Annotated in this window: 14 protein-coding genes and 1 tRNA gene; 7 read left to right on the top strand and 8 right to left on the bottom strand. The window is 65.1% G+C overall.

Translation table 11 applies throughout. The annotated features are described in order from the left end of the window. Nucleotides 1-22 precede the first annotated feature (22 nt). Nucleotides 23-466, top strand: a complete 444-nt coding sequence (locus tag H618_RS0117030; RefSeq protein WP_033727747.1) for a CreA family protein — start codon at nt 23-25, stop codon at nt 464-466. Between the two features lie 54 nt (nt 467-520). Here the strand turns inward: H618_RS0117030 and mksF are convergent, their stop codons facing one another. From mksF to mksB, 3 genes are read right to left on the bottom strand one after another with little or no spacing between them, the layout of a single operon-like run. Then, nucleotides 521-3,328 carry an Mks condensin complex protein MksF gene (gene mksF / locus H618_RS0117035; protein WP_028696215.1) on the bottom strand — a complete coding sequence of 936 codons (2,808 nt, stop codon included), beginning with the start codon at nt 3,326-3,328 and terminating at the stop codon, nt 521-523. Further along, the gene (mksE, locus tag H618_RS0117040; RefSeq protein WP_028696216.1) at nt 3,325-4,011 is read right to left on the bottom strand and encodes an Mks condensin complex protein MksE; all 687 of its coding nucleotides are present in this window, start codon (nt 4,009-4,011) and stop codon (nt 3,325-3,327) included. The genes mksF and mksE overlap by 4 nt, the downstream gene beginning before the upstream one ends. Beyond that, nucleotides 4,001-5,278, bottom strand: a complete 1,278-nt coding sequence (gene mksB, locus H618_RS0117045) for an Mks condensin complex protein MksB (RefSeq protein WP_028696217.1) — start codon at nt 5,276-5,278, stop codon at nt 4,001-4,003. Before mksB ends, mksE begins: the two co-directional genes overlap by 11 nt. Nucleotides 5,279-5,463: 185 nt before the next feature. Between mksB and H618_RS0117050 the strand changes: the two genes are divergently transcribed. From H618_RS0117050 to H618_RS0117060, 3 genes are all read left to right on the top strand, one after another. Next, nucleotides 5,464-6,255 carry a hypothetical protein gene (locus tag H618_RS0117050; RefSeq protein WP_028696218.1) on the top strand — a complete coding sequence of 264 codons (792 nt, stop codon included), beginning with the start codon at nt 5,464-5,466 and terminating at the stop codon, nt 6,253-6,255. After that, complete coding sequence (gene rimI / locus H618_RS0117055; protein WP_028696219.1) at nt 6,252-6,704, top strand: ribosomal protein S18-alanine N-acetyltransferase; 453 nt, start codon at nt 6,252-6,254, stop codon at nt 6,702-6,704. The genes H618_RS0117050 and rimI overlap by 4 nt, the downstream gene beginning before the upstream one ends. A gap of 120 nt (nt 6,705-6,824) precedes the next feature. Next, the gene (locus tag H618_RS0117060) at nt 6,825-7,526 is read left to right on the top strand and encodes a DUF3053 domain-containing protein (RefSeq protein WP_028696220.1); all 702 of its coding nucleotides are present in this window, start codon (nt 6,825-6,827) and stop codon (nt 7,524-7,526) included. An 80-nt stretch (nt 7,527-7,606) separates the two neighbouring features. Here H618_RS0117060 and H618_RS21835 read toward each other — a convergent pair whose 3' ends face one another. The 5 genes from H618_RS21835 to H618_RS0117085 all read right to left on the bottom strand — a co-directional run bounded on the left by H618_RS21835 (nt 7,607) and on the right by H618_RS0117085 (nt 12,967). After that, nucleotides 7,607-10,090 carry a TonB-dependent siderophore receptor gene (locus H618_RS21835; protein ID WP_050577337.1) on the bottom strand — a complete coding sequence of 828 codons (2,484 nt, stop codon included), beginning with the start codon at nt 10,088-10,090 and terminating at the stop codon, nt 7,607-7,609. A 100-nt stretch (nt 10,091-10,190) separates the two neighbouring features. Then, nucleotides 10,191-11,135 carry a FecR family protein gene (locus tag H618_RS0117070; RefSeq protein ID WP_028696221.1) on the bottom strand — a complete coding sequence of 315 codons (945 nt, stop codon included), beginning with the start codon at nt 11,133-11,135 and terminating at the stop codon, nt 10,191-10,193. Between the two features lie 52 nt (nt 11,136-11,187). Then, complete coding sequence (locus H618_RS0117075; RefSeq protein ID WP_050577338.1) at nt 11,188-11,688, bottom strand: RNA polymerase sigma factor; 501 nt, start codon at nt 11,686-11,688, stop codon at nt 11,188-11,190. A 163-nt stretch (nt 11,689-11,851) separates the two neighbouring features. Further along, a tRNA-Met gene (locus H618_RS0117080) sits at nt 11,852-11,928 on the bottom strand. 94 nt (nt 11,929-12,022) lie between these two features. Beyond that, the gene (locus tag H618_RS0117085; protein WP_028696223.1) at nt 12,023-12,967 is read right to left on the bottom strand and encodes a FecR family protein; all 945 of its coding nucleotides are present in this window, start codon (nt 12,965-12,967) and stop codon (nt 12,023-12,025) included. Between the two features lie 171 nt (nt 12,968-13,138). On the opposite strand from H618_RS0117085, the gene H618_RS0117090 reads away from it, so the two are divergent. The 3 genes from H618_RS0117090 to H618_RS0117100 all read left to right on the top strand — a co-directional run bounded on the left by H618_RS0117090 (nt 13,139) and on the right by H618_RS0117100 (nt 15,825). Then, entirely contained in the window at nt 13,139-14,338 is a 1,200-nt protein-coding gene (locus H618_RS0117090; protein WP_028696224.1) for an MFS transporter, read from the top strand. An 82-nt stretch (nt 14,339-14,420) separates the two neighbouring features. Further along, on the top strand, nt 14,421-14,564 hold the full coding sequence (locus H618_RS22970) for a hypothetical protein (protein WP_169338841.1): 144 nt from the start codon (nt 14,421-14,423) through the stop codon (nt 14,562-14,564). 97 nt (nt 14,565-14,661) lie between these two features. Then, complete coding sequence (locus H618_RS0117100; protein ID WP_028696225.1) at nt 14,662-15,825, top strand: MFS transporter; 1,164 nt, start codon at nt 14,662-14,664, stop codon at nt 15,823-15,825. Nucleotide 15,826: the final 1 nt, after the last annotated feature.

Raw genomic sequence — 15,826 nt, forward strand, 5'->3', positions numbered from 1 at the left:
GGAATTTGCCGTGCTGAAACGGATGCTCGCTGTTGTTGCCCTGGCTACACCGCTGCTGGCCGGCGCCGAGGAAATCGGCAATGTGTCGACGGTGTTCAAGTTCGTCGGCCCGAATGACCGCATCGTCGTCGAAGCCTTCGACGATCCCAAGGTCGAAGGCGTGACCTGCTACCTGTCGCGGGCCAAGACCGGCGGCCTCAAAGGTGGCCTGGGCCTGGCCGAAGATCGCGCCGAAGCCTCGATCGCCTGCCGCCAGGTCGGTGCGATCAGTTTCAAGGGCGACCTGAAGGACGGCGAAAGCGTGTTCAAGGAACGCACCTCGCTGGTGTTCAAGACCATGCAGGTGGTGCGCTTCTTCGACAAGAAGCGCAACACCCTGGTCTACCTGGTGTACAGCGACCGCGTCATCGAAGGCAGCCCACAGAATGCCGTGACGGCGATTCCGATTCTGCCTTGGGTGCAGTGATGTCCATCATCGGGGTGCAGCTCAACTGTGAGCTGCACCCCAGGCATTGAACGCTCACGCCGCGCCAGCCTCTCCCTCCTCCAGCCGGCTGATGAACTTCCAGTCCGACTCATCGATATAGATCCCGTTCGGCCCGCTGCCGCCTTCCAGGTCGATGGCTACGTGGGCCGATACCTGTGGCTTGACGCTCGCCAGGATCGGCACGAAGCCCAGTTGCTGGCTGGTTTCCAGCAAGGCGGTCTGGTTGCGTTCGTCGATGTCGGCGGCTTCGTCGAGGTAGTAGGGCAGGCGAATGCGTCCGGCCAGGTCGCGGTCCATCAGGTGCAGCAACAGGTACATGTTGGTCAGCGCCTTGATGGTCATGGTGGTGCCGTTGGACGCGGCGCCGTCGATGTCGGCGTGGATCACCGGCTGGCCGTTGATCTTGGTGATCTCGAAGGCCAGTTCGAACAGCTCTTTCAAGCCCAACTGGTTGTGGTTGGCCGCCACCAGCCGCGCCAGGTATTCCTTGGCCTCTTCGTTCTTCTGGTCCTGCTCGACGCTGTGGGTCAGGTCGAACACCGACAGCGTTTCACCTTCCTCGTACTTGCCGGCGCTATGGATGATCTGGTCGATGTGCCGCAGCGCTTCCTTGTTCGGCGCCAGCACCACGCGGAAGCTCTCCAGGTTCGACACCTGGCGCTTGTTGATCTCGCGGTTGAACAACGCCAACTGGTGTTCGAGGCTGTCGTAGTCGCTGCGGATGTTGCGCAGGGTGCGGGCGATGTCGGTGACGGCCGCGCGGCGCGCCTTGGCCAGGGTCAGGGCCTCTTCGCTGCGGTGCGAATAGGCGTTGATCAGCAGGTGCAGGCGGCGCTCGATGTCATCTTCGTTGTCGAACTTGGCCACGCCCTTGAGGCGCACCTGGGCGTACAGCGCCTCGATCTGGTTGTCGACCCGCTGCAAGGCCTGCCAGCTGTCCTGGTAGTCGTTGAGCAGCGGCAGCAGGTTGTCCATCGAGTCGTCCACCACCTCCATGAACGGCGTACCGGCCGGCAGGTCGCTGGGTAGCAGTTGGCGGCGGCGCAGGGCGTCGTCGAGGGTGCGTTGCTTGGACTCGATATCGGACAACTGCCGGCCGACCAATTGCAGCTTGGCCGACAACTGCTGGACGCGCTCGGTGAAGGCGTCGCTGGAGCGCTTGAGCTCGTCCTGGGCCGCTTCCAGTTGTGCCAGCTGTTCGAGTTTCTCGGCCTCTTCAACGCACAGGGTCTGGCTGCGGCGGTAGTCTTCCAGCGCTTTCTGCGCGTCGAGTACCTGTTGGTACAGCGCCTCGGTCTGGGCCTTGCTGGCGTTGCGGTCGACGGCGACCGACTGCTGGGTCTTGAGCTGCTTGAGCTCTTTGTCGAGGCGATCCTTCTGCTCGCGCAGGGCGGCGCGGTCGGCCAGCGCCTGCAACGCCGGTGGGTCGATGTGCGAGAGGTCGATGGCCAGGCCCGGCACTTCGAAGCGCTCGCCATTGAAGCCATCGAGCAGGGCTTCGAGGGATTTGACCCACAGCCCGTCGTCGTCCAGTGCGATGCCGCGCTCGCCCAGCGGCAAGCTGAACAGTGCGCCGTTGAACAGGCGCATCAGGCGCTCGACATCGGCCTGGGAAAACTCCTCGCGCAGCTTGGCGTAGCTATTGTTGTCGGCGTGGTCGAGCTGCTGGCGCACGCTCTTGAGGCGCTGTTCGAGGTCGCGCAGGCGCTCGTCGAGGTCTTCGGCGCTGAACTGACGCGATTGCGCCAGGGCGCCGGCCAGTTCGTCGTGGGCATCCTTGGCCGCCAGCAGTTGCTGCTCGAGCACTTTCACATCGTCGATCAGGGCGAAGCGATTCTTCAGCACCGCCAGTTCGCCCAGCCAGCGCTGGCAGCCGGTGATTTCCCGCTCCAGGCGCATCAGCTCCTGGGTGCCGCTGCGCTGGGTGGTCTGCAGGTTGTCCTGTTCGCTGCGGTAGTGCTCGGCCTGGATCACCAGTTCTTCCTTGCGCGCCATGGCGTATTCCTGCCAGGTGCCGAGCAGGTTATCGAGCAGGGGAGATATCCGGTGCAGCTTGCCGCGCAGCACGTCGCGCTGGGCCACGCCGCCGGCCAGGGCCTCGATCAGCGGGCCGGCGGTGACCAGCGCGTTGTAGTCCTGCTCCATGCGCCGCACGTCGCGGAAGGCTTCCTCGCAGGCGGCGATGTAATCGACGCTGCCTGAGCGCAGGCTGTGCTCGAAAGCATCCAGGAACAACTGCTTGAGCTTGGCCGCGGTGATTTCGCGCATGTGCAGCAAGTTGATGAACAGCGCGCGGAAGGTCTTGAGGCTGTGCTCGCTGGTCGAACGTAGCGGGATCAGGGTGAGGTCGAGCGGCACCGAGGTGTGGCCGCCGACCAGCAGTCGACGCAGTTCGTCGGGTTTGAGCTCATAGGCCTTGAGGCCGTGGCGCTCGAGGTTGGCGAACAGCTCCTTCTGCCGCAGGCAGGTGTCGTCCTGCTGATAGTGGGCCAGGTCCAGCTCGCCTTTGTAGGCGAAGAACTGATGGCCGAAGCCGCCACCCGGGCCACGCCCGACCACGCCCACCACATGGCTGCCGTGGGGCAGCTTGAGTTCGCAGAGGATGTAGCTGGTGTCGCTGGCGAAGTAGAAGCGCCGCGACTGCTCCAGGCTGTATTTGCCGAAGCTCATGTCCGACATGCGCGCCAGGATCGGGAACTGCAGCGCGTTGATCGACGCCGACTTGCCCAGGTTGTTGGCACCGTACACCGACAGCGGGTGTTCGAGGGGGAACAGGCCAAGGCTGTAGCCGGCCGTGTTGAGCAGCGCGAAACGGCGGATACCGTAGCGTTCCTGGCTCATGCGTCGATCTCCTGTTGCTCATCGCGAATGGCGCGGGCCAAGGCGGCTGCTTCGTCTTCTTCTTCTTCTTCATCCACCGAGGCGGCGTCGTCATCCGGCGCTTCTTCTGCCAGCACCGGAGTCGGCAAGGGCAGGGCGCTGTGCAGCGTGGCGGCCAGGTCGCGGTCCTGCTGCACCGACAGGCACACATCGAGGAAGCGGTGCATGGGCGGCAGGAAGCGGTACACGCCACCTTCCTCGTGGGCGAAGCCCAGTTGCGTCATCCGCCGCAGGATCTTTTCTTCCAGCTCTTCGACGCTCTGCACTTCGGCCTGCAGGAACAGGTCACGGTACTTGTCGAGCAGCGAGGGCAGTTCGTCGCGGCCCAGGCTGCCGCCGTCGAGCACCGCCATCGGGTCGCGGCCCTGGTCAGCCAGGTGCTCGACCAGAATGAAGGTGAACAGCGACAGGCGCTGGGCGGTCTTGTTGACCTGCGCGGCGGCCTGCTCGGGGACGAAGTAGTAGAAGCCGCGGGTATCGCACACCAACTCGAAGCCCAAGGCTTTGAACAGCGTGCGGTACTGGTCCTGGAAGTTCGACAGTTGCGCGTACAGCTCGGGGTCGCGGCGGCTGACGTGGAAGCCTTTGAACAGCTCGCGGAAGATCGGCGCCAGCTGGGACAGTTCGGAGAGATCAAGATGCATGGGCGGAACTCGCGGTGGATTCGGGCGTGGCATCGCGGATGGAGGTCAGGGCGAAGGAGTGCAGGCTGACGCTGTGCTCGCAGGTGAGGTAATCGCGGCGCGCCAGGCGCTGGCGGGCGAAGCGCTTGTCGCGCGACAGGCGCGAGAACCAGTACAGCAGTTCATCGGTGGCGCCATTGGGCTCCTGCTCCAGCAGCCAGAGCATCAGGTCAGGCATGGGCAGGGCGTCTTCGCAGCGCTGGAGCATTTCCTTGACCGTGCGCGGCGCCTGGGTTGCCGGGTCTTTGTCGGTCTTGTGCGCCTTGGGGAAGCGTGCAGGTTTGGGCTCGAAACGGGCCAGGGCATACACGTAGGCCTCGACCTGGCTGGCGCTGCCGAGGAAGGTGCTTTGCGGGCGGGTGAACAGCGGCATGGCGGCGTGGGGCAGGGCGTCCAGGCCCTTGCGGCGGATCACCGACAGCGCCAGCGCCGCGCCACGGGTCACGGCGTTGTGTCGACGCGCCTCTTCGCGCAGCGGCAGCAGCAGTTCGCGGGCATGGCGCAAGGTCAGCTGGGCGCTGGTCTGCATTTCCAGAATGCGCGCGTGGGTGCGCAGCAGCATGTCGTCGTCGACCAGATGCCCCAAGCGTGCCTGTTCGCCGAGCAGGTGCAGCAGCACGCTTTCGACCTTGCGCACGCCCTGCTCGAAGGCGCCATCGGCGTTGACCAGCTGGATCATCGGCTCGACGTACTCGTCCCAGGTCGCCAGCACTTCGGCGTAGCGCTGGCGCAGGGGAATCTGCCGGTTGCTGGTCTTGGCCCGCTCGGCCACCGCCACCAGCGCCTGTTCGTCGTTGTCGAGTTTCTTCAGCACATCGCGCACGCGCATGTCGAGCAGGCGCAACTGGCGCGCCAGGTCGTCGCTGTCGCGGGTGTCGAAGGCGTCCTGAATGTGACCGGCCAGGCGTTCGAGGTGGCGCAGGTAGGCTTCGATCTCAAGGCACAGGCCCAGCCGGTGTTCGCGGCGCAGGTAGGCGAGGAAATCATGAATCTGCGCGTTCAGCTCGAAGCGGTTGGGGCTTTTGGCCACCGGTACCAGGATGTCCAGGCGGATCCACAGGTCGAGCAGTTGGGTGATGTCCTGCGGGGTGCTGTCGAGCTGATGGCGGGCCAGGTGCTGGCGCAGCTCGATCAGGCTCAGGGTGCCCTGGTCGAAACGCTCGCAGAGCGGCTCGATCAGCGCCCAGTGCTCGGCGAGGGCACGCAGTACACGCTTGGGTTCGATCATTGGCGGGTCGACTCGTTGCCACACAAAAGGGGGGCGATTGTACTGCATAGCACCGGGAGGATTTCACCCCCCGAGCGCTCGCCGGGCGCGGCGGCGTCGCCAGGGCGGCTTTTCCGCTGGTCTGTTGCGGTAAATCAGCGGCAACAGCGGTAGAATGCCCGCCTGTTTTTCCCGGACGACCCGCCGTGCTCACCGAACCCCGCCGCCGCGCTTACCTTTCCGCCATGCAAGTGGTGCACTGGCTGCCGCGCGCCGAGCTGCCGTTCGCCGCACCCTCGCGTGCCGAGCTGCTGTTGCCACAGACGCCGCCCGAAGCGCCGTTGCCGGTAGTCGACGATACTGCCGCGATCGCTCCGGCAGCGCGGTCCGAGGCGCCGGCAGTGCGCCCTGCGCCACGCCCGAAAATCGACATTCCGCGTCCGGCCAGCTTGGCCAAACCGGCGCCAGCAGTGCTCGAAAGCCCGGAAAAACCCAGCGAGCCGCGTGCGCCGCGCGTTGCGCCACCGCGCTTTGCCTTACAACTGCTGCGCGCCGGCAACTGCCTGCTGCTGGTCGAGCTGGCCACCGGGCAGCCGTTCCAGAGCCGCGACCCGTCCTACCTGCTGCTCAAGGACATGCTGCGCGCCGCCGGCCTGCCCGACGCGCCGCAGATCGTCGGTGAGCCGGTGCGCTGGCCGATGTTCACCCGCGGCAACATGGATCAGGGCCCGGACGCTGCGCGAGAGTTTCTCCAGGCCTTCGTCCAGGCCCGCCTGGAAGACTCGCCCAGTGTCTGCCTGTGGCTGGTTGGCCTGCCGGCGGTACGCTTCGCCGGCCAGGGCGATGAACACAGCTATTACCAACTGCTCCAGGTCGACAGCCTGGGCGCCGCCTGGGCGCTGCCGGGACTTGAACTGTTGATGGACGAGCCGCAGCGCAAGGCTGACGTCTGGAAAGCCATGCGCCAGCTGATGGCGCGCTGGAAACCTGCGCAATGACCGACACCCTCAGTTTCCGCCGCATGACCGAGGCCGACCTCGATGCCGTACTGAAAATCGAATACGCCGCGTTCAGCCACCCCTGGACCCGCGGCATCTTCCTCGATGCGCTGAAATCCTACGAGGTATGGCTGATGTTCGACGGCCAGCAGCAGGTCGGCCATGGCGTGATCAACGTCATCATCGATGAAGCGCACCTGCTCAACATCACCGTCAAGCCCGAGAACCAGGGGCGCGGCCTGGGTTTGCGCCTGCTCGAGCAGCTCATGGCCCGGGCCTGGCAGCTCAATGGCCGCGAGTGCTTCCTCGAGGTGCGCGCCAGCAATCAGTCGGCCTATCGCCTGTACGAGCGCTTCGGCTTCAACGAGATTGGCCGACGCCGCGACTACTACCCCATGGCCGGTGGCCGCGAAGATGCTCTGGTGATGGCCTGTACGTTGTTCGAGTAGCGCCGCTTTTCAGCTAGCAGGCAGGCCTGTGCGGCCTGTCACACGGCTAGACAAAACTTATTCACGTTTCGTCGGACTAATCCCGGTAACTCCTCCCTGTCTGCAAGGAATGTCTCCGACATGAACGTCTCTTTCCGTCCGCAATGGCTGCTCGCTGCCGTCATCCCTTTCATGCTCACCGCCTGCGGTGACAGCGAGCCGGACCAACGCGCCGCCTTCAAGCAGTTCCTGCAAACGCGCATCATCGACAAGCCGGGCGTGCATGTGCCCAAACCTTCGGCCGAAGAAACCAAGGCCTTCGGCGACTACGCCTCGCACTATTCGGTGATCACCGACTTCAACGGCAAGATGGACGCCAGCGTCAAACCCCTGGGTGAGCTGACCAAGAAGATTTCGGTGCGCTCGCTGAACGATGTCATCGAGCACCGCGATGACTTCAAGGCGGCGCAAACCGGGCTGTCGGAGATGGGCCAGAACCTCAAGCAGTACAAGGAAGAGGCCGACGCCGCCAAGGCCCAGCTCAAGCAGCCTGAAGACCTCAAGCCGGTGTACGACCAGGCCTATGAGCGCACCGTGAGCAAGCCGGCCGACACCTTCCTGGCCCTGCTGCCGCAGATCGACACGGCCATGGCCGGTATCGAGGACGTCGGCAACTACGTCGAGGCGCACAAAGAGCAGATCGAGATCAAGGGCGCGCAGATTTCCGTGCAGGATCCGAAAGTGCTGGAAGAGCTCAATACCCGCTTGAAAAGCCTGAACGAACAGGGCCAGGCCGTGCAGCAGGCGCAGTCGCGCATGCAAGCGGTCATGCTCGGTCGCTGATCAGCCGTCTCTGAACACCCGCTTCTGAGCACTGCTGGAACGGCCGTCGATGTTGCCGTTCCAGCAGCGCTTCCCACCTCTTAGAACACCCCACGCAAGGTCAGCGTGTAGTTGCGCGGATCGCCGTAGAAGTTGCCGTACTCGGCCTGGCCGACGGTGGCGTAGTACTTCTTGTCCAGCAGGTTGTTGGCGTTCAGCGCCAGGCTCCAGTGTTTATCCAGCTGATACTCGGCAAAGCCGCTCCAGATCGCGTAACCGGCCTGGGAGAAGGCGTAACTGTCGGACGTTTCCTCGAACTCGCCATCGCTGCCGCGCACGTAGATGCTGCCGTTGACGTACGACGGCGACTGCGCCGTCACTCCACCGCCAACCTTCAGCGCCGACCAGGCGCCCGGCATCTGATAGGCGCCGAACAGCTTGAGCAAGTGTTTTGGGGTCAGCGAGTTGGTCGCCGATCCGGCCACGTTGTTGCGTACATGGTTGTAGGTGTAGCCCAGGCTGGCCTGGAAGCGCTCGAACAGCTCGCCGCTGATCTCAAGGTCCAGGCCCTTGCTGGTCACCAGGCCATCGTCGTTATAGCAGCAGTTGTCGACGCCGTTGCGGAATTCGCGCACGCCCTGGCCTTCGCGCTTGACGTAGTACAGCGCGGCGTAGGTGTTCACTCGCCCGCCGAGCAACTCGCCCTTGATGCCCAGTTCATGGCTGGTGCCGGTGATCGGTTTGAGCGGCCCACCCGAGGCCTTGCGCAGATCGGCCTGGGATTTGTAGATGTCGGCGACGCTGGCGTAAAGGCTCCACTCCGGCGTGAGGTCGTAGGTGGCACCGAAGAAGGGAGTGAACACCCGTCGGTCGCTGTAGGGGTTGGTGGTGCTGCGCCCGGTGACGTAGTCGGTGTCGTAGGTGTAGCTGTAGTTGCTGTAGCGGCCACCGACGATCACGTGCAGCGGGTCGAACAGGCGTACGCGCAACGAGCCGTACAGGCCATTCTGCTTCATGCGCTGGTATTCCTTGTAGGTCGGTACGGTGCTGCCGGGCTTGCGGTAGTCGTCGGGGTCGAAGGCGAAGATGTCGTCGATCTGGCGAAATTCCTCGCCCTCCCAGTGATCGTTGTCGAACACCACGTCGGTCCAGTTCCAGCCCACCAGGGTGTTGGTTTCCAGGCCCAGCACGGTGCTGTCGCCCTTGAGGTTGAAGTCCACCGACTTGCTCGACAGGTCCTGCGCCTGACCCTGCCAGTTGGCCCCGGAACCCGAGCCGTCGGCTGGGTCGACGGCGCCGTAGAAGTTGTAGTAGCCACGGCCCTGGTCGGCCTGGGCGTAGAGCGTGTCGAGGGTGGCGGTCCAGGTGTCGGACAGACGCTGGTCGACGCGCAGGAAGAACGACTCGCCCTTGGTCTTGATGAAGTCATCGGCGCCGGCCAGGAAATGGCTGCGCGGCAGGCCCAGGGAGGCGCCGTCCAGCGCCCGTGGCCAGCCGTAGGCCTGGTCGGAGGTGCGGTTGTGGTCGTAGGTCATGCCGGCCAGCACGGTGGTGTCGTCGCTCAGGTCGGCTTCCAGCACGCCATAGAAGAACGAGCGCTCGGCGTCGGCCTTGTCGTAGAACATGTCGCGGTCGTTGTAGACCAGCACCGAGCGGCCCTTGAGCTTGCCGTCGAAGGCCAGCGGGCCGCTGACGTCGAGCATCGAGCGGTAGTTGTTCCAGCTGCCGACCGAGTTTTCCAGCTCGACCCGCGGCGCGGCGGTGGGCCGTTTGCGCACCAGGTTGATGCTGCCGCCCGGCTCGCCGTTACCGGAGAACAGCCCATCGGAGCCGCGCAGCACTTCGACATGGTCGTACATCGCCATGTCATGGTCCTTGCGTGCATAGGCCGCGCTGCCCAGCGGCGAGCCGCCGTCGATGCGGTAGCTGGTGATCTCGAAACCGCGCGACAGGTAGCGCGAGCTGGTCAGCGAGCCTTGGTACACCGACACGCCGCTGGTCTGGTTGAGCACGTCGTGGATCGAGGTGAGGTGCTGATCCTCGATGCGCTGGCGGGTCATGATGCTGACCGTTTGCGGGGTTTCCTTGAGTGTCTGCGCGGTCTTGGCGATCGACACTTGTCCGGTGGTGTACGAGCCGGTGTCTTCGGTGGTGGCGCCGAGCATCTGGCTGTCGATGGTGGTGGCGCCCAGTTGCATGGCCGCGCCCTGTTCCGGCAGCGCTTGCAGGTAGGCGCGCTGGCCGCTGGCGAGGCTGAAGGTCAGGCCGGTGCCGGCCAGCAGCTGCTGCAAGGCGGCCTCTGCGCTGTAGCGACCCTGTACCGCGCTGCTGCGCTTGCCGCGGGTCAGTTCGCCGTCGGCGAACAGCTGCACGCCGCTGGTCGCCGACCATTGCAGGATGGCTGCATCCAGTGGCTGGGCGGCGATGGCATAGCTGTGCTCGGTGCTCTGCTCGTTGGCGACGGCGACGCTGCTGGCAAGCGGCAGCAGGGCCAGCGAGCAGCCCAGGGCGGTGCTCAGCAGCAACGGCGTCAGGCAGGTGGACAGGCCGTGGTAAGGAAGGGTTCGGCGGGCAGGGGTGCGCATGGGCGGGTTATCCGTAAGGGTCAGTCGTGCTCGCGAGTGTTTCTCGTTTGCGATCAGGACTTATGACGGACGACTCGCCGAAGACAACGATGCCACTTCGCTATCTTTTTTCCGCAGGCGTTTTTGCGGGGCGTATGAGAGTCAGCCACGGGCCTACTTCAGTCACCTGCACCGGCAGCACCACTTGCAGACTGCGCAGGGCGGCATCGGCCTCGGAGGTGCGCACCGAGGCGGTCACCGGCAGGTGCTTGAGACGCTCGTCGAACAGCATCAGGTGGGCGCGGCTGTAGGGCTGCAAGCGTGCGATGACGTCCTGCAACGGCTGGTTGCGAAAGCTCAGGCGCTGCTCGCGCCAGCTCAATTGCTCGGCTTCGAAGGCACTGGGCGAGCCAATGCCCTGGGCGTCATAGCGCACCGCCTGGCCGCTGGCGAGGTCGAGTTGTTGCTGGCCCTGCTTGATGCGCACCACATGCTCGGTGACGCTGACTTGCGCGCCATCGTCCAGCACCCGCACATCGAAGGCAGTGCCCAGGGCGCGAGTGGTGCCGCCTGCGCTTTCGACGATGAACGGCCGCTGCGGGTTGCCGGCGACCTGGAACCAGGCTTCACCGCGGTACAGGCGGATGCGCCGTTCGCCTTCGCTGTAGCGCACATCCAGAGCGGTGTGCGGCGCCAATTGCACGGTCGAGCCGTCGTCCAGGGTCCAGCTGCGCACTTGCGCCACGTCGGTGCGGTAGTCAGCGTGGCGCGCCGGGTCGAGGTTCCACAGCAGCAGGCCGAGCAGCACTAGCGCAGCGCTGGCAAAACCGGCCACACGTGCGCGCCGACGTGGCGCCAGCGGCCGTCGCGCGGCGCTGCGTTCGGCGGCGGGGCCAGCGGCCTGCCAGACCTGCCGCGCCCGTTGCCAGGCTTGCGCGTGCAGTTCGTCGGCGGCCAGCCACCGTTCGAACGCCTGGCGCTGCGCGGCCGTTACGCCTGGATCATCGAGGCGCACGCACCACTCCAGCGCCTGGTCGAGCGGGGTAGCAGTCTGCGGATCGGTCATAGGCAAGCGGCCAGGCCAGGCTGGGGACGGGGCGGGGAGTGTAATCGGCCTTTCACCGCATTGCTCGCTCGAGCCGTTGCATGGCCTTGACCATCTGCGACACCACGGTGCTCTTGGAGATGTTCAGGCGCTCGGCGATCTGCTGATGGTCGAGACCTTCGACGCGGCAGAGGATGAACACTTCGCGGCAGCGCGGCGGCAGTTCGTCGAGCACCTGCACCAGGCGTTCGAGTTCTCGGCGTTGTTCGAGATTGTGCGCTGGATCGATTCGCGCATCGGCGATCTGCTCCACGGCCAGCGGGTCGAGCTGCAGCTCGATGCCCAGCGACTGCCGGCGGTAGAGGTCCATGCCCAGGTTGCGGGCGATGCGGAAGATGTACGCGCGGGGATTACCGATGTGCGCGCCAAGGGTACGGCTGGCGACCCGCAGCCAGGTTTCCTGGGTCAGGTCTTCGGCCACGCCGACGTTGCCGAACTGGCGAGCCAGGTACGCCTGCAAGGCTTCACGGTTTTCCAGAAACGCCGCCAGCAGGTGCTCGCGATCTTGCGACATTGCCCACATCCTGACGGCGGCCAAAGGTGCGGCATGCTAGCGTGAATGGTACTTATTCTCAATGCTGAGCTCAGGCTTTGCGCGCGAATCCGTCGAACCCCGGCTGGGCTTTTTCGGACGCAAAAGAAAAGGGCCTACCTTGCGGTAAGCCCTTTTCGGAGTTTGGTGGCTACACAGGGACTTGAACCCCGGACCCCAGCATTATGAATGCTATGCTCTAACCAACTGAGCTATGTAGCCAACTGGCGCGCATTATTCTCTTCACTCGCCCCTCTGTCAACACTCCCTGCAAAAAAAATCCACACGCTTTCAGAAACTTAGCCCGCCACGGCGATCAGCGCAGCAGCCAGGCGTGGCCGAACAGGCTATACAGTGCGACCTGCTGCTCGGCGGCCAGGCGTTGCAGGGTCTGCTCGGCGTGGTCCAGATCGAACTGGCCGCTGATTCGCCGATGCGCGGTTTGCTCGTCGAGCAGCCACACGCGCTGGCCCCGGGTGCTGGCCAGGCGCTGCAGCAGTTCGTCAAGGGGCATGTCCTGGGCGATCAGTTCGCCCTTGCGCCACGCTTGCGCGGCCTGGATGTCTGCCTTCTGCACGGTGGCGATGCCGTGTTCGCCGAAGCTGACCCGTTCGCCGGCCGACACCAGGCGCTGGTCGCCGCCCTGAATGACCATCGCCTTGCCATCGAGTACCACCAGCTCGCCGCCGTCAGCGCGGTGGCCGATCAGCAATCGGGTGCCGAACACCTGAATGCGCGCATCGTCGACCTGCACTTCCATGGGGCGCCCGTCCAGGCGCACTTCCAGGTACATCTGCCCTTGCAGCAAGTGCAACTGACGCACGCGGCCGCGCAGGTCGAGGTTCAGCGCACTGGCGCCAGCCAGTTGCACGCTGGAGCCTTCGTTGAGTTTGACCATGCGCCGCTCGCCGGGGGCGCTGTGCAGATCGCTGGTCTGACGCTGGGCCCAAGGCCAATAGAGGTAGGCCAGCGCAGCGAGCAGCAGCAGGAACAGCACGCCCAGGTACGCCCCGGCCTTGCTGCGGCGCAATTGCACAGGGTTGGGGCGGGGACGCTCGGGCGGCACCGCGCTGCGCAGCCAGCGGGCCTGCACTGCGGCATAGGCCTGGGCGTTGTGCGGCTCGGCACACCACTGGGCAAAGGCCTCGCGCAGACGCGGGTCGCAGTTGGGTTGCTGCAAACGGATGAACCATTGGGTGGCGTGCTGATGGACATCGCCATCGGCATCGACTTCAGGCTGCAGGGCGGGCATCGGCTGCATCGTTCGAGCGCTCGTGAACCATGTGGAAGAGGGTGGGTAGGTGTGCCAGGGATGCTAATTAGAGTGAGAACCATTTACAAGTACGTAGCGGATGGGTGGTAAAAAAGGTAGCTAAGTAACTAGTTGTTTCCGGATAATCGCGGTTCATTTCGCGGACGGATGATTCAGGCCATGGCCACCAGCAGTACGCAGACCTCCACCGCCAGCAGCATGCCGCTGGTGATGCGCATCATCGGCTTCTGCGCGCTGGCGCACCTGATCAACGACCTGATCCAGTCGGTGCTACCGGCTATCTACCCGATGCTCAAGGCCAACTACGACCTGAGCTTCACCCAGATCGGCCTGATCACCATGACCTTCCAGGTCACCGCTTCGCTGCTACAGCCTTGGGTCGGCCTTTATACAGACCGCCGGCCCAACCCCAATCTGCTGCCCATGGGCACGCTGTGCACCTTGGTCGGCATCGTCATGCTGGCTTTCGTCGGCAGCTTCCCGATGATTCTGCTGGCCTCGGCGCTGGTCGGCATCGGCTCGTCGACCTTCCACCCGGAAACCTCGCGCATCGCCCGCCTGGCCTCGGGCGGGCGCTTCGGTCTGGCGCAGTCGAGCTTCCAGGTCGGCGGCAATGCCGGCTCGGCGCTCGGCCCGTTGCTGGCGGCGGCGATCATCATTCCCTTCGGCCAGACCCATGTGGCCTGGTTCGGCCTGGCAGCGCTGTTCTTCTTCGGCGTGACGCTGATTCTGCGCAGTTGGTACAGCCAGCACCTGAACCAGTTCAAGGCGCGCAAGGCGGTGCAGGCCGGCCATGGCATTTCCCGCGGACGGGTCATCGCCGCCTTGGTGATTCTCGGCCTGCTGGTGTTCTCCAAGTACTTCTACATGGCCAGCTTCACCAGCTACTTCACCTTCTACCTGATCGAGAAGTTCGGCGTGTCGGTGGCCAGCTCGCAGTTGCACCTGTTCCTGTTCCTCGGCGCGGTCGCCGCCGGCACCTTCTTCGGCGGGCCGATCGGCGATCGCATCGGGCGTAAGGCGGTGATCTGGTTCTCGATCCTCGGCGTTGCGCCGTTCACCCTGGTGCTGCCCTACGCCGACCTGTTCTGGACCACCGTGCTCAGCGTCATCATCGGCTTCATCCTCGCCTCGGCGTTCTCGGCCATCGTCGTCTACGCCCAGGAGCTGGTGCCCAACAGCGTGGGCATGATCGCCGGGATCTTCTTCGGCCTGATGTTCGGCTTCGGCGGCATCGGCGCCGCACTGCTCGGCTACGTCGCCGACCTGCGCGGTATCGAATACGTCTATGGACTGTGCTCGTTCCTGCCGCTGTTCGGGCTGTTGACGGTGTTGTTGCCTTCGACCAGCAAGCGCTGAGCGGCTCGACTTTCGCTCAATTGACGAGGGCAGGGTGGCTGGCCTAGAGTCCGCCTCCTGTCCTCTCACGTAACCCGCCGTCATGCAGCGCCTGCCGATCATCGCCGCTTCCCGTCAGCCTGAGCCCGAGGCCCTGCGCCGCGCCTGGCCCAGCGACACGGTGCTCAAGCGCCGGCGCAGCGTGCTGTTCGCCTTCACCTTCTCGCCACACCTCGCCAGCCACTGATCTGCGCCGTTCGGCCTTGCGCGGTCGGCGCCTGCATTCGTCCTTTACCTGAGTGAAGAATTCCTGCCAGCCCCTGCCTGGCGGGTGTGGAGTAGTCATGAACATGCGTCTGTTGGTGGGTCTGTTGTTCGCGGTGTCGGTGGTCGGTTTCAGTCTGGGCGCGACGCTGCCGCTGGTGGCCTTGCGTCTGCATGCCGAGGGTGCGAGCAGCCTGGAGATCGGCGTGGTCTCGGCGATTCCGGCGGCGGGCATGATGCTGTCGGCGTTTCTGGTCGACGCCTGTTGCCGGCACCTGACCCGGCGCAGCATCTACTTGCTCAGCTTCAGCCTGTGCACGGTGAGCATCGCCTTGCTGCCGTGGGGTTTCGATGCGCTGTGGCAATTGGCCCTGCTGCGTCTGGCCCTGGGGCTGGGCATGGGGGTGGCGATCATTCTGGGGGAATCGTGGGTCAACGAGCTGTGCCGGGAAGACAACCGCGGCAAGGTCATGGCGTTGTACGCCACCTGTTTCACCGGTTTTCAGGTGCTCGGCCCGGCGCTGTTGTCGCTGCTGGGGGCGCAGAGCCCGTGGCTGATCGGCCTGGTCACCGCCTGCTACGGGCTGGCGCTGCTGTGCATCGTGCTGACGGTGCCCGACGACCGCGCGGTGCATCACGGCGACGAGGCGACCTTCGGCCTGGCCGGGTTCTTCCGTGTAGCGCCGGCGCTGTGCATGGGCGTGCTGTTCTTCTCGTTCTTCGATGCCGTGGTGCTGTCGTTGCTGCCGGTGTATGCCAGCAGTCACGGCTTTGCCGTGGCGGTCGCCGCGTTGATGGTGACGGTGGTGTTCGCCGGCGACATGCTGTTCCAGCTGCCGTTGGGCTGGCTGGCCGACCGGGTCGAGCGCACCGGCCTGCATCTGGCCTGCGGCGTGCTGGCGATGCTGATCGGCATCAGCCTGCCATGGCTGCTGCAGGCCAGTTGGCTGCTGTGGCCGCTGCTGGTGCTGCTGGGCGCCGTGGCCGGCGGGATCTACACCCTGGCGCTGGTGCTGATCGGCCAGCAGTTCAGCGGCCGCGACCTGGTCACCGCCAACGCCAGTGTGGGCCTGTTGTGGGGCGTCGGCAGCCTGGTCGGGCCGCTGCTCAGTGGCGCGGCCATGGAGGTTGCGCCCCATGGCCTGCCCGTGGCGCTGGCGTTGATGGCCGGGCTGTTCGTCTGCTTCGCCTGGGCGGCGTACCGGCGCAACGGCGAGCGAGCGCCGCTGCCAGAGCAGGGCTGAA

The sequence above is a fragment of the Pseudomonas cremoricolorata DSM 17059 = NBRC 16634 genome (assembly GCF_000425745.1).
Taxonomy (GTDB): Bacteria; Pseudomonadota; Gammaproteobacteria; order Pseudomonadales; family Pseudomonadaceae; genus Aquipseudomonas; species Aquipseudomonas cremoricolorata.